The sequence below is a fragment of the Rubricoccus marinus genome (genome assembly GCF_002257665.1).
In the GTDB taxonomy this organism is placed as follows: Bacteria; Bacteroidota; Rhodothermia; order Rhodothermales; family Rubricoccaceae; genus Rubricoccus; species Rubricoccus marinus.
Map to the genome: position 1 here is coordinate 1,563,450 of NZ_MQWB01000001.1, position 11,963 is coordinate 1,575,412.

Below are 11,963 nucleotides of genomic sequence, written 5' to 3' on the forward strand. Positions count from 1 at the left end.
AGAGGCTCAACTGACTCTCTCTACCTCTGCGAGTCCCGTCATTCGCGAGACCGTGCGGTGGAATTTCTCCGCGATGCCTCTGGCGAGGCCCGCATGCTCGCGCGGGTCGAACCACGAGGCCGGCTCGGTCTGACTCGTGAAGTACAGCGTCGGCGGGTCCGGGCGTCCGTAGAGGTCGTCCATGACGCGCAGGAGGCGGAGCGCGTCGTCCGTGCTGGAGATCGCCACGCCGTCCAAAAAGAGCGCGTCGCCAGAGGCGAGATCGTCGGCGAGCCTCTGGCGCTCGGTGCTCGCCGTGAGCGCGAGGAGGTCTGGGAAAGCGAGCCAGCGCTTGGGCTCCGACGCCGCCTCAAACGCCTCGCGCATGGCACGCTGCGCCGCCGCCAGAGGCCCCACCCAGGCGCGGCCGGGCTTGGCGAGCCGCTGGCGGAAGTCCTCGCCGGGGACGAGGACGACGTGGTACTGGCGCTCGAACTCCTCGCGGATGAACCGCGCGAGGCGCTCGTTGCCGAACTGCGCGCCCTCAATCAGTGCGTCTGGGTCGGCGTTGGAAGTCGCGGCGAGGGTCACGCGCCGTTCGCGGAGCGCTCGGAGCACGCCGATCAGGCGGACCTCCTGCGCGGGATCGTCCAACTCGATCTCGTCCACGCAGAGCACTTTCGCGCCAGACGCGACGCGCTCGGCGTAGGCCTCTGGCGTGAGCGTGGAGCGGAAGAGGTCGGAGGAGTGCGTAAACGCGCACGCGATGGGCTCGGCGCCGGGCGTTTCGGGCGTGGTGAGCGCGTGGTAGATCGACGCCAAGAGATGCGTCTTGCCCGTCCCCACCGGACCGACGAGGTAGAGCCCGCCGCGGAGGCCGGTCTTCCGCTTGGGGGCGAGCCCAAACCAGCCGGGTCGGGCGTAGCGGATACGTGCGAGTCGCACGAACGTGCGCGCTTTCTCAAGCGCGTCGGCCTGCTTCTCGGTCTGCGGCCGGTACAGCCGAAAGCGCGCCTCGTCAAAGCGGGCCGGTGGCGCGAGGTCCGCGCTCTGGGTATCGGGTGGCAGGTTCATTTGCGGAGCGGACGCACGTCAAGAGCGGTTAGAGGCACGGCGGACGCGATGTCGGGAGTCGCGACCGCGCCAGAGGTGTCGGCGCGGGAGGCCAGGACGGCGGCGGCGATCAGTAGCGCGCCGCCGAGAGAGGCCAGAGGCCCGAGCGTTTCGCCGAGTAATGTCACCCCGAGCAGTGCGCCCACGGCGGGCTCGATGTTGGACAGCACGCCCGCGCGGGCCGCTTGGACCCGGAGCACGCCCCAGTTGAACAACCAGAAGGTCAGCGCCGTGCAGGCCGTCCCGAGCACGAGGACGGCGCCCCAGGCCTCTGGCGAGACCGGGACCGCCGCGCCCCCGCGCCAGAGGCCGAGCCCGACGAGCAGGGGCACGCCGACGGTGAACTGGAGCGCCGTGGCGGCTAATGCGCCGATGCGCCGCGCGAGCCGGCGCGAGAGCAGCGTCCACGCGACCGCTCCGACCATCGAGGACAGGCACAGCGCGTCGCCCAGGAGCGTCCGGCCAGGACCGGAGCGGCCCACGAGAAGCAACACGCCCACGACTGAGAGGCCGATCGCGACCCACGTTGTCCGGCTCGGGATCTCCCGGTCCACGACCAGCGCCGCGATCGCGAGCAGCGGCGGGAGCACGGCCACCAGAAGAGCCGCGCTGCTCGCCGTCGTCCGCGCGAGGCCCTCGAACTGGAGCAGGAACACCACGAGCGCCGCGATGGCGCCGCCGGCGAGCGTCATGAGGATTTCCTCGCGTCCGAGCCGCACCCGGCGCCACCGCACAAACGGTAGCAGCGCGCCCGCGCCGAGCGCGAACCGCCAGGCGATCAGCCAGGTCGGCGTGATCTCCTCCAGCGCGACCTTGCCCAGTACGAACGTGCCGCCCCACAGCACAGCGGCCAGGGCGACGGCGAACAGCGCCCGTCTCGACTCACCCGGGGCCTCTGGCGACCTAGCGCCCATCCGTGAGCGGGAGCGAGACGAGGTTGGCGAAAAGCCGCCACGCGCCTGGGTTCAGCGCCGCGAGCTGGCGGTACCACACGAGCGGGGAGTAGAGGTACGTGCCCTCGCCCACGTTCGCGAGCAAGATGCCCGTCGTGAGCGGGGCCTCGCCCGCGTCCGCCATCGCCAGAGGCCGCACGTAGCGTTCGTCCGCATCGTCGGTGGGGAAGTAGAGGCCGCGCTCCTGCACCCAGCCCTCCCAGTCCGTGGCCGTGATCGCGTGTGGCGCGGTGAACAGCGGGTGCTCGGGCATCGTGACGGTCACGGGCACGTTCTCCATCGTGATGCGCTCGCGGCCGAGTTCCAGCGGGAAGGGCGCGAAGTCCGGGTTGGTCTCGTCGGCCTGAAGCGGGTGCGTGCGGCCGCTATTCCACTCGAACAGCTTCTGGTAGCCGACGACGAGGTGCCCGCCTCTGGCGACCCACGCCAGGAGCTTGTCGTTGTGCTGGCGCAGGTCCTCGCGCTCCAAGTACGCCCGGATGTCGATCACGATCGTGTCGAGGCCTTCGAAGTCACCTCTGGCGAGGGCGAGCGAGTCCAGGTCGGTGACGCTGGCGCCCATCGTGGTCATTGCTGTGCCCATCGTGCCGTCGTAGGAGCGCACGAAGCCGACGCGGAGGCCGGGGGCGACCGACACGTCGGGCAGGATGGCGGCCGGCATGCCGTCCACGAACGGGAGCGGGCTGAGGCTGCCGGGGTCGGTCTGCGCCAGAAGCTCGATCTCGTAGGGGCCCGGGGGCTGGTCCTCCATCTCGAAGCTCAGCGCGGCCACTGGCGTGGACGCCGGGACGGTCTGGTCGTCGCCAGCGGCGGCCGTCGCCATGGGCAGGCGGATGCGGCCGTCCCACCATACGCGGGCGTCCAGCGTCACGCTCGTCGCAGTCGGGTCGTAGACGGTGAGGGAGAGCGGGACGCGGTTCTCGCCGTCGCGGAGGGCCACCGGCTCGGCCGGTAGCTCCGCGACGACGGGCGGCGCGACCGCCAGAGGCAGGAGGTTCGCCGTCACCACTTTGTTGCTGTCCAGGATGGCCGCCACGAGGGGGTACACGTGGAAGCTCTCGCGGTACATCCCGCGATGCACCGGGATGGTGAGCGGGGCGGCATCCGGGACGGTGAACGTCACGCGTCCGTCCCTCATGTTGGCCGTCGCGATGGGAACGTCGTCGAGGAAAAACGCCATCGGGTTGTCCGCCCGCGAGTCCCACGTGATCGTGACCTCCTGCCCGGGGACGACGGTGTCGTCGGAAAGCGCGTACGGGATGCGCTCCACCCGACCGCTTTCTGCGAGGTGCCGGATGGCTTCGCCGCTGGGCGGGAAGATCTCCGGCATCGGTGCAATGGGGCCGGAGAGTTCTCCCGGTTCGTCGAGCACGGGCGCGGCCTCCGCGAGGTAGCGGAGAACGGAGCCCTCGGGTGCGTTCGCCTCCGTCAGCTGCGGGCGGACGAGCTCCGCGGCGAGGTCCGTCGCGCCAGAGGCGAGCGCCGGGGCCTCTGGCGCCGAGCGCAGGAGTTGGAAATACGTCGTGTCGCGGTAGAAGCGGGGCGCGAACACGTCGAAGCCCTGCGAGACGTGCAGCGAGGCGCCCGCCACGGCGCGCTCGGCGCAGGACTCCTCCGGCCGGTAGGCCGTCGGCTCGCACGTGCTGGAGACCGGCACGGCCACGTCGTAGGCCTCTGGCGCGCCAGAGGCGAACCCACCGCGACGGAGGAAGAGGCGCTTGGGTTGCCAGAGGTCCACGCCGGGTTCGTCGAGTTGCTCCGGGTGATAGCTCGGGTCGGCGGCAAGCGCGAAGGCGTCGTACCCCGAGATGCCGACGGCCTGGTGCTGCCCGTGCTGGCGGTCGTCGCCAACGGTAACCGTGTCGTGGTTGGTAAAGACGACGTCGGGCTTGAGTAGGCGGTATAGGCGGACGAGGCCTGCCGTCACACTGTCTCGTCCGGCGTCGGAGCTGAGATCGTCCGGGCGCTTGTCCCAGAAGCTCGTCCGAGGCACACTCCACTCTGCGAACGACTCGCGAGCGTGCTTGGAGTAGCCGAAGTCGTAGTGGTTGAGGAAGTACACCTGCGTGCCCAGCACGCGCGCTGCGGCCTCGGTCTCCCGCGTGCGGATCGCGCCCAAGCGTTCGTAAAGCTCAGGCCCCGCTTCGTTCTGCCCGCCCTCACCCCGCGTGTAGATCACCGAGTACACCATGGCGTCGCGGTGACCACGGTAGTACGCCATCGTGAGGCCGTCCTCGTCGTCGGGGTGTGCCGCGAGGTTCATCACCACGAGCGGTCGCCCGGCTGGGGCCTCGGGCTCAGGAGGGCCGGTCTGGAGCGTGGGGCGCGGCGCCGTCACGCTGGGGGAAGCGGAGCAGGCGGCGAGGATGAGGCCGCTGGCGAGCGCCAGAGGCAGGACGAGTCGGATCACGTGGGGAGGAGGTGTTTCTGAAAGGTACCCGGACCGGCGCGCGGCGGTCCCGCTGGCGAGCGGTCCGGGTGGGGGCGAACCGCGCGGCCTCTGGCGCCGTCTTCGCTTGCCCCCGCCAGAGGCTCGGGGCACCTTTCCGCACTCCGCACTCCGCACTCCGCACTCCGCACGTCAGCATGACCGACGCCGACCGCCAGTTTCTCTTCGATCTCCTCAGCACGCCCAGCCCGACGGGGTGGGAGGCCCCCGGCCAGCGCCTCTGGGCCGCCCGCGCCTCTGGCGACGCCGACCGCGTGGAAAGCGACGCCTACGGGAGCGCGTGGGCCGTGCGCGACGGCAAAAGCAAAAAGGCTCCAACGCTCCTCCTCGAAGCACACGCCGACGAGATCGGCTTCGCGGTGAAGTACATCACCGAGGACGGCTTTCTCCGCGTCGACCGAATCGGCGGTAGCGATCAGGCCATCGCCAGAGGCCGCCGGCTGATGGTTCTGGGCGAGAACGGTCCTGTCCCAGCCATTATCGGCAACACGGCGATCCACCTCCGCGACCGGAAGGACGACGAGAAGGCGCCCAAGCTGGAGGAACTGTTCGTGGACGTGGGCGCAAAGGACCGCGAGGGCGTGGCCGCACTAGGCATCCGCGTGGGACACCCGGCCGTCTACCCCGATGGCCCGTCCATGCTCGGCGACGACCTCATCATGGGTCGCGCGCTGGACAACCGGCTGGGCGGCTACGTACTCACACAAGTGCTGGACGCGCTCGCCTCTGGCGCGAAGCACAGCGCGACGGTTGTGGCGCTGAACGCGGTGCAAGAGGAGATCGGCGGCAACGGGGCCAAGATGGCAGCCTACCGCATCGACCCCGATATGGCCGTCGTGCTAGATGTGACGCACGCGACAGACTCGCCCGGCATCGAGAAGGCAAAGCACGGCGAGGTCAAGCTGGGCGGTGGGCCGACCGTGACGCACGGGACGGTGAACCACCCGGAAGTCGTCGCGCGGCTGATGGAGGTCGCGGAGCAAGAAGGCATCCCGCTGCAGCACGAGTCGTCCTCACGCTACTCCGGGACGGACACAGACGTGATTTTTACTTCGCGTCGCGGCGTGCCCAGCGCGCTCGTCTCCATCCCGATGCGCTACATGCACTCCACCGTCGAGACCGTCGCGGTTTCGGACGTGGAGCACACCGTTCGCCTGCTCACCGCTTTCGCGCAGAGCATCCGTACCTCGGACACGTTCCGCACCGAGATCCTCTGACCACCCGCGGCCCCGTCCGCCTCTGGCGCTAGAGGCCCCGTCCCCACATCGATGCCTGAAACAGACCCTTCCATCACGCCCGTCTGCCGCGCGTGCGGCGCCGATGCGATGATCCCCAACGCGTTTCTCATCGCGAAGGGCTACGGCGGCATCGGCGTGCAGGTCGGCGTGAACCGGAACCCGGAGGCGAAGCTGATGAAGCGCCCCGTGACCGTGGACGCCGAGGTGTCGGTTTGCGGTGAGTGCGGCGCGGTGCAGATGAGCGCCACCGAGCCGCACAAGCTCTGGGAGGCGTACGCCGAGAGCCTCTCGCGCGGCTGGGAGTAGTCGCACGGCTAGGCGCCAGAGGCCTCCTAGGCGAACCTCCGCCTGGGCGCATCGTAGGCCGCCCATGCACCGTCCCGTTCTCCTCGTTCCCGGCTTTCTCGACGGCCCGGCCAGCTTTCACCGCATGGCGCGGCACCTCCGCGACGCAGGCTTCGAGACGCACTCGATCCGTCTCACGCCGCGCCTGGCAACGTGCTCGCTGCACGATTTCGCGCAGCACCTCGCGCGAGAGGTCGACCGGCACGCCGGGGCCTCTGGCGAGGTGGACCTCGTCGGTTTCTCGATGGGGGGACTGGTCTCGCGCCTGTACGTGCAGCGTCACGGTGGCGCAGACCACGTGCGGCGGCTGATCACGCTCGCGTCTCCGCACGCGGGCAGCCACCTCGCGCGCATGATGCCGCAAGAGGCCACGCGCCAGATGCGCCCCGGAAGCGAGCTGCTGACGGACTTAGAAGAGGACGTCGAGGTCCTTGAGCACGTGGACCCCGTCTCGCTCTGGACGCCGTTCGACCTGACGGTCGTGCCGGGCGCCTCGGGCGCGCTGCCCGTCGGGACGAGCGAGTCGATTCCGGTCAAGGCGCACCGCCTGATGCTTTACGATCAGCGCGTGCTGGACCGCGTCACAGAACTACTCCGCGAGTAGCGGCCTCTGGCGCCAGAGGCGGGGCCCATGATGGGGGGCATGCACACGCCTCACTGTGAGAAAGCCGAACGTCTAGCCGTCCATCGCGTCTAGCGAGGAGGCCCAGCTGTCCCCATCGACGCCGTAGACGGCGTGGACCTTTTTCCGGGCGTAGTCCAGCCACGGGCCGGGGTCGAGGTCGGAGCCCGTGGCGTCGCGGAGGATCTGTGCGCCGGAGCGGGCGCGCCCAAAGCGGTGCACGTGCTCGCGCAGCCAGCCGAGGATGGCGCCGTACTCGCCAGAGGCGATGATGGCCTCCATATCGCCGAGGTCCTGCGCCATCGCGTCCCAGAGCTGGGCGCTGATCAGCGTGCCGAGGGTGTAGGTCGGGAAGTAGCCGATCGCGCCGAGCGACCAGTGGATGTCCTGAAGGCAGCCGTCGCCCGCGGTTTCCGGCGTCACGCCGAGCAGCGACTGCATGCCCGTGTTCCACGCTTCCGGCACGTCGGCCACGTCGAGGCGCCCCGCGATCATCTCGCGCTCCAACGTGAACCTCAAGAGGACGTGCAGGTGGTAGGTGATCTCGTCGGCCTCGACGCGGATCAGGCTGGGTTGCACGCGGTTGGTGGCGCGCCAAAGGTCGTCCGCCGTGAGGTCCATCCACGTGCCGATGCGGTCCTGGAAGTCCGCGAAGTGGCGGCGCCAGAACGGACGGCTGCGGCCCACCTGGTTTTCCCACAGCCGGCTTTGGCTCTCGTGGATGCCCAACGAGGTGCCGTCCGCCAGAGGCGTCCGCGCGAGCGCGGGGTCGATGCCCTGCTCGTAGAGCGCGTGTCCGGCCTCGTGGAGCGTACCGTAGAGCGCCGTGGGAAAGAAGTTGGGATCGACGCGCGTCGTGATGCGCACGTCGTCGATGCCGAACGAGGTCGTGAAAGGGTGCGCGGAGAGGTCCTGGCGGCCTCTGGCGAAATCGTAGCCGAACTGCTGCGCGACTTCGAGGCCGAGCTCCCACTGCACGCCTTCGGGGACGTAGCGGTACAGTGGCTCGTCATGGACGGGCGGCCGCGAGGCGGCGTGCTCCACAAGGGGCACGAGTTCGGCGCGCAGCGCTCGGAAGACCTCGGCGACGTCGGCGGTCGAGGCGCCGTGCTCGTACTCGTCTAAGAGGGCGTCGTAGCGGGCGTCGGCAGGTTCAGGCGTGTAGTCCGGGCCGCGTTCCTCTTGGAGGACGGGGCGCAAGAGGTCCGCCTTCTGGATGCTGAGGTCCAGGATGCGCTGGAGGTGGGGCGCGAAGTGGCTCCAGTCGCTCTGGACGCGCGCCTCGGCCCAAACGCCTTTGGCTCGGCTCGTGGCCTCGGCCATCTCGGCCACGAGGTCCGCGGGCAGGCGCGTGGCGCGTGCCAAGTCGCGGCGCGTCACGAGGATGAGTGCTTCGTCCAACTCACCGCGGGCGTTGGCGGAATCCAATAGCTGCGCAGTCTCGCCAGAGGCGAACAGCTCGTGCGCGAGGCGCCGGACGGTCGAGATCTGGTGCGTGCGGCCCTCGGCGCTGCCTTCGGGCATGTGCGTTTCCTGATCCCACTCCAGCACGGCGGCGGTGTGGCGGAGGTCCTGGATGGTGGCGAGGTGGGAGCGGAGGGCGTCCATGCGCGGTGGGCTGTGGTCAAGAGAGCGGAACGTACCGCCAGTGTCCAAGCCTCTGGCGGCACTCCGGCCTCGCCAGAGGCGAAGACGGTGTGGAGGGCCGCGCACGTCTTGATGGAGGCTCGCCGTGCGCCGTAGTTTGGCGGACCCTCCCCGGAGGACGCGCCATTGTAGCTCAGTTGGTAGAGCAGCTCATTCGTAATGAGCAGGTCACCGGTTCAAGTCCGGTCAATGGCTCCCACGCCCCTCGTGTTTTCGCGAGGGGCGTTTTTTGTGCGGTCGCGAGGTTGAACCCCGGGCCTCTTGCGCCGGGGCTCTTCGATATTCGTTCGCCACGGCGACTGATTCAGGGAGGCGCTTCGGGCGATTAGAGCGAACGCGCGCCGTTTACGGAGCTAGTTCCGCTTGCGGCCTCGGCGTTGCTCGCGGCGCCCGTTGTTGCCAGAGGCCCGGCCGGTGAGCACGCGGTACTCGCGGACCTGACTGCGACTCAGGACGCGCTCAATCCGCTTGTCAGCGTCGCGCCAGAAGCGCTCCACGGTGCGGTCCGCGTACCGGTCGGTGCGCATGCGGCGGGGGAACGGGTACGTGTTGCGACGGTCGCGGCGGAGGCGATCGCCGCGCTCTTCGAGGATGCGCCGGATCTGGCGCTCGTCGTTGTCGCTGAGGCGGAGTTGCCGGTCGAGGAGTTGAGCGTAGGCGCGGGCGTCGCGGTCGAGCCGGTTCCAGGCGCGGTTGTCGGAGCGGCGCTCCACCTTGCGGTTCTGGGCGCGGCGGGTGTCCGGGAGGCGCTGAGAAAGGATGTCGCTGCAGCCGCTAAGCGCGACGAGGGCAGCGAGGCCGAATGGGAGGAGGGCAGAGCGGGTCATAGGAGTAGAATGTGCGGGCCGGGGAAGGCACGGTCCTGAGACGCGCGAGAGCCGCTCCGAGTCACACGCCTCTGGCGCGATCCCTTTCCAAGAGACTCTTGCGCCAGAGGCCGTCCCCCGCGTGGGTCCCTAACGATTGCGGCCGCCCCGGGACGAATCCCGGCGGCGGCCGCGTGCCTCTGGGGGCGTTTCGTCAACGCCCGTTTGGAACCGAGGTTCTACCTCACCACGGTCAGGCGTTGGGTCAGGCGCTGCGCACCTGTCTGCATCACAATGATGTACGAGCCCGCTGGCACGCTCCGGGCGTCGAACGCGACGTCATGCTCGCCGGCCTCGGTCTGGCCGTCGTGCAGGACGGCGACCTCGCGGCCGAGCACGTCGTACAGCGCCACGCGCGCCTCGCCGGCCTCCTCTAGAGAGAAGACGACGCTGCTCGCGCCAGAGGCGGGGTTCGGACGAGGGACTTCCAGGCCGGTTACCAGCGCGGCCTTCGCGCTGACGCCGGTGATCACGTCCGAGGCCAGACCCTGAGGCGCTTCCGCCATCGGGATGCCTTCCTCACCGTCCGCCACGAGAAGCGGCCGATCCGCGAAGTACGCGAAGCGCGTCACCCGCCAGCCGTAACCCGTCACGGAGTAGTCCGAGACGAAGTTGATCTTCAACTCGGAGTCGTCCACGATGGCCCAGAACGCAGACTTGGTGCCCGTGTAGGTCGCCGTGGTCTGGTTGGAGCCGTTCTTCATGTACACGAAGTCGTAGTTGTTCTCCAGCTCGAAGCGCTCGAAGTACGCCGCCACGCGGCTCGCGCCAGGCTTGGAGTACACGTTGGTCGTGTTGGTGTTGTTGGCGTAGTTGTGCGCGCTCTCGACGGTGATCGTCTCGTAGCGCCACTCCGGCGTGCCCCCGCTGGGAGGCGTGCCGCCGCCGCCAGAGGCGCCGGAACCGATACCGACAGCCGCCCACGCGTTCTGCACAGCCGCGTACTCCGCGCCGCCGGACCCGTAGAGGTCGGCCGTAGCGGAAAGCGTGCCCTGACGGGCGCCCGCGAGGTTGGTGGAGGACGTGAAGTACTGCGTGAGGGCGCGGTACCAGATCTTCTCCGTCTTGGCGCGGCCGATGCTCGCAACGGTGACGCCGCGGAACGTGCCGCCAGCGGCCATGAGGTAAGCGGCCTTGTTCGGGATCCCGGAGTTGATGTGCACACCTCCGTTGTCCTGGCTGCCGGTGTAGCGGTCCGCGTAGTTGTCGGGCTGGTTGCCCTCTGGCGGGTTGGCGAGGTTGCGGAGTGCGTCTCCGGAGACGCCCGGCGTGTAGCTCAGCTCACCCAAGCGCCAATCGTCGCGGTCCACCATGACGGCCATGATGTCGGAAACGGCCTCGTTGAGGGCACCGCTCTCGTTCTGGTAGATGAGGCCGGCGGTCGCGCCCGTGACGGCGTGCGTGAGTTCGTGAGCCACGATGTCCAGGTCGACGAGCGCCTGGAACTGCGAGCCGTCCCCGTCACCGTACACCATCTGCTGACCGTTCCAGAACGCGTTGTTGTAGTTCACGCGGTGGTGGACCGTGCTCGTGATGTTGGCCCCGGCTCCGTTGTAGGAGTTGCGGCCGTGCGTGTTCTGGTAGTAGTCGTAGACGGTAACGGCACCGTAGTGGGCATCAACGCCCGCACGGGCAGCCGTGTCGGTGAAGTTGTTGTCCGTGTCCGTGATGTACGAGCCCGGGAGGCTGGTCCCGTTGTTGCCCGTCATCGTGCGGATGTAAGACGGGCCGCGCGTGGTGTCGTAGAGGTAGTAGGTGCCTCCAGACGAGTACGTCGGGATCGTCCGGCTTCCGCCGAAGGTGCTGGTCCCCGATCCGACCTCTGGCGCGACAGATGCGAACACCATCGGTGCTGCGGGCGCGTCGAAGGTGTGGATGGTGTTGTAGCGGTCGATCACCTGGCCGGTCTGGGCGTCCACGAAGACGTTCCAGTTGGCAGGCGTCGGGGCGTCCACGAAGAGCTGCACGCGGTAGGCGAGCAGGTAAGTGCCATCGTGGGGGTACACGACGAGGTCGGCCTTGGGCGTCCAGTCCATCGGCTCGTGGCCGAACTCGTCGGCGCCAGAGGCCGATTTCCGCTCGGTCACTGGGCCGAGCACGGCACGGGCGCTCGCAAGCGCGCCGCTGGCGCCGAGGGCAGGCCGCGTCGCGACGAGGTCCGCGTCGGGGTGGAGCGTGCCGCCGTAAGCGTAGACCTCGCCGCCTCGCGAGAGGTGCAGGGCCGCGTCGCCGCCGAAGACGGGCACGCCGTCCACGGTCTGCTGCACGCGGACGTGCGTCAGGCCGAGGTCGTCGGTCTCGACCGAGGTGGTCACGATGTCGTCGGGCTCGACGCGGAACAGGCCTTCATTAGCGGCGAAAAAAGAAGCGGGGGCGTTGGTTTTGGCTGTCACCGTGCCGAGGCGGCCGGCGAGGTAGGTGGGGACGCCAGAGGCGTCGCTCCATTCGATCCGCTCGACGTCCGAGCGGCTGAAGGCGGCGCCTTCGAGGGGGGCTTTGTCCTGGGCGAAGGAGGGAGACGCGAGCAGACCGAGGGCGGCGCCATAAAAGGCGCGGCGGGTCCAGCGTCCGACATGCTCAATGGGCATGGAGGGGGGAGCTGATGGTGGTGGTCAGGGGCCGCTCGCGGATGGCGCCTGTGGGACGGCGCCGTCCAAGCTCCCACGCTCGGCGAGTGGCTGTCCTGATTTACCCTTCGATGTTCCTCCCTGCAACCTGCATGATGGATTCACAGACCGGGGCACCGCCCGT

Annotated in this window: 9 protein-coding genes and 1 tRNA gene; 4 read left to right on the top strand and 6 right to left on the bottom strand. The window is 69.1% G+C overall.

The window, feature by feature from the left end:
- Positions 1 to 6: 6 nt before the first annotated feature.
- Genes zapE through BSZ36_RS06480 form a run of 3 tightly spaced genes read right to left on the bottom strand, consistent with a single transcriptional unit; the run spans position 7 to position 4,455 of the window.
- Positions 7 to 1,053 (bottom strand): AFG1/ZapE family ATPase, encoded by a 1,047-nt coding sequence (zapE, locus tag BSZ36_RS06470; RefSeq protein WP_094547122.1) that lies wholly within the window; start codon positions 1,051 to 1,053, stop codon positions 7 to 9.
- Positions 1,050 to 2,006 (bottom strand): DMT family transporter, encoded by a 957-nt coding sequence (locus BSZ36_RS06475; protein ID WP_094547123.1) that lies wholly within the window; start codon positions 2,004 to 2,006, stop codon positions 1,050 to 1,052. The genes zapE and BSZ36_RS06475 overlap by 4 nt, the downstream gene beginning before the upstream one ends.
- Positions 1,996 to 4,455 (bottom strand): PIG-L family deacetylase, encoded by a 2,460-nt coding sequence (locus BSZ36_RS06480; RefSeq protein ID WP_094547124.1) that lies wholly within the window; start codon positions 4,453 to 4,455, stop codon positions 1,996 to 1,998. Before BSZ36_RS06480 ends, BSZ36_RS06475 begins: the two co-directional genes overlap by 11 nt.
- A 176-nt stretch (positions 4,456 to 4,631) precedes the next feature.
- Here BSZ36_RS06480 and BSZ36_RS06485 point away from each other — a divergent pair, with 176 nt between their 5' ends.
- The 3 genes from BSZ36_RS06485 to BSZ36_RS06495 all read left to right on the top strand — a co-directional run bounded on the left by BSZ36_RS06485 (position 4,632) and on the right by BSZ36_RS06495 (position 6,681).
- On the top strand, positions 4,632 to 5,711 hold the full coding sequence (locus BSZ36_RS06485; protein WP_094547125.1) for a M42 family metallopeptidase: 1,080 nt from the start codon (positions 4,632 to 4,634) through the stop codon (positions 5,709 to 5,711).
- Positions 5,712 to 5,762: 51 nt separating this feature from the next.
- The gene (locus BSZ36_RS06490) at positions 5,763 to 6,038 is read left to right on the top strand and encodes a hypothetical protein (protein WP_094547126.1); all 276 of its coding nucleotides are present in this window, start codon (positions 5,763 to 5,765) and stop codon (positions 6,036 to 6,038) included.
- Positions 6,039 to 6,102: 64 nt separating this feature from the next.
- Positions 6,103 to 6,681, top strand: a complete 579-nt coding sequence (locus BSZ36_RS06495; RefSeq protein WP_094547127.1) for an esterase/lipase family protein — start codon at positions 6,103 to 6,105, stop codon at positions 6,679 to 6,681.
- Positions 6,682 to 6,753: 72 nt separating this feature from the next.
- On the opposite strand, the gene BSZ36_RS06500 is transcribed toward BSZ36_RS06495, so the two are convergent.
- Complete coding sequence (locus BSZ36_RS06500; protein WP_094547128.1) at positions 6,754 to 8,307, bottom strand: carboxypeptidase M32; 1,554 nt, start codon at positions 8,305 to 8,307, stop codon at positions 6,754 to 6,756.
- Between the two features lie 161 nt (positions 8,308 to 8,468).
- On the opposite strand from BSZ36_RS06500, the gene BSZ36_RS06505 reads away from it, so the two are divergent.
- Positions 8,469 to 8,541: transfer RNA gene (locus tag BSZ36_RS06505), tRNA-Thr, on the top strand.
- Positions 8,542 to 8,699: 158 nt separating this feature from the next.
- Here the strand turns inward: BSZ36_RS06505 and BSZ36_RS06510 are convergent.
- Both BSZ36_RS06510 and BSZ36_RS06515 read right to left on the bottom strand, forming a co-directional pair.
- Positions 8,700 to 9,173, bottom strand: a complete 474-nt coding sequence (locus BSZ36_RS06510; protein WP_094547129.1) for a hypothetical protein — start codon at positions 9,171 to 9,173, stop codon at positions 8,700 to 8,702.
- 218 nt (positions 9,174 to 9,391) lie between these two features.
- Positions 9,392 to 11,800, bottom strand: coding sequence for a M4 family metallopeptidase (locus BSZ36_RS06515; protein WP_094547130.1), 2,409 nt, complete (start codon positions 11,798 to 11,800; stop codon positions 9,392 to 9,394).
- Positions 11,801 to 11,963 lie beyond the last annotated feature (163 nt).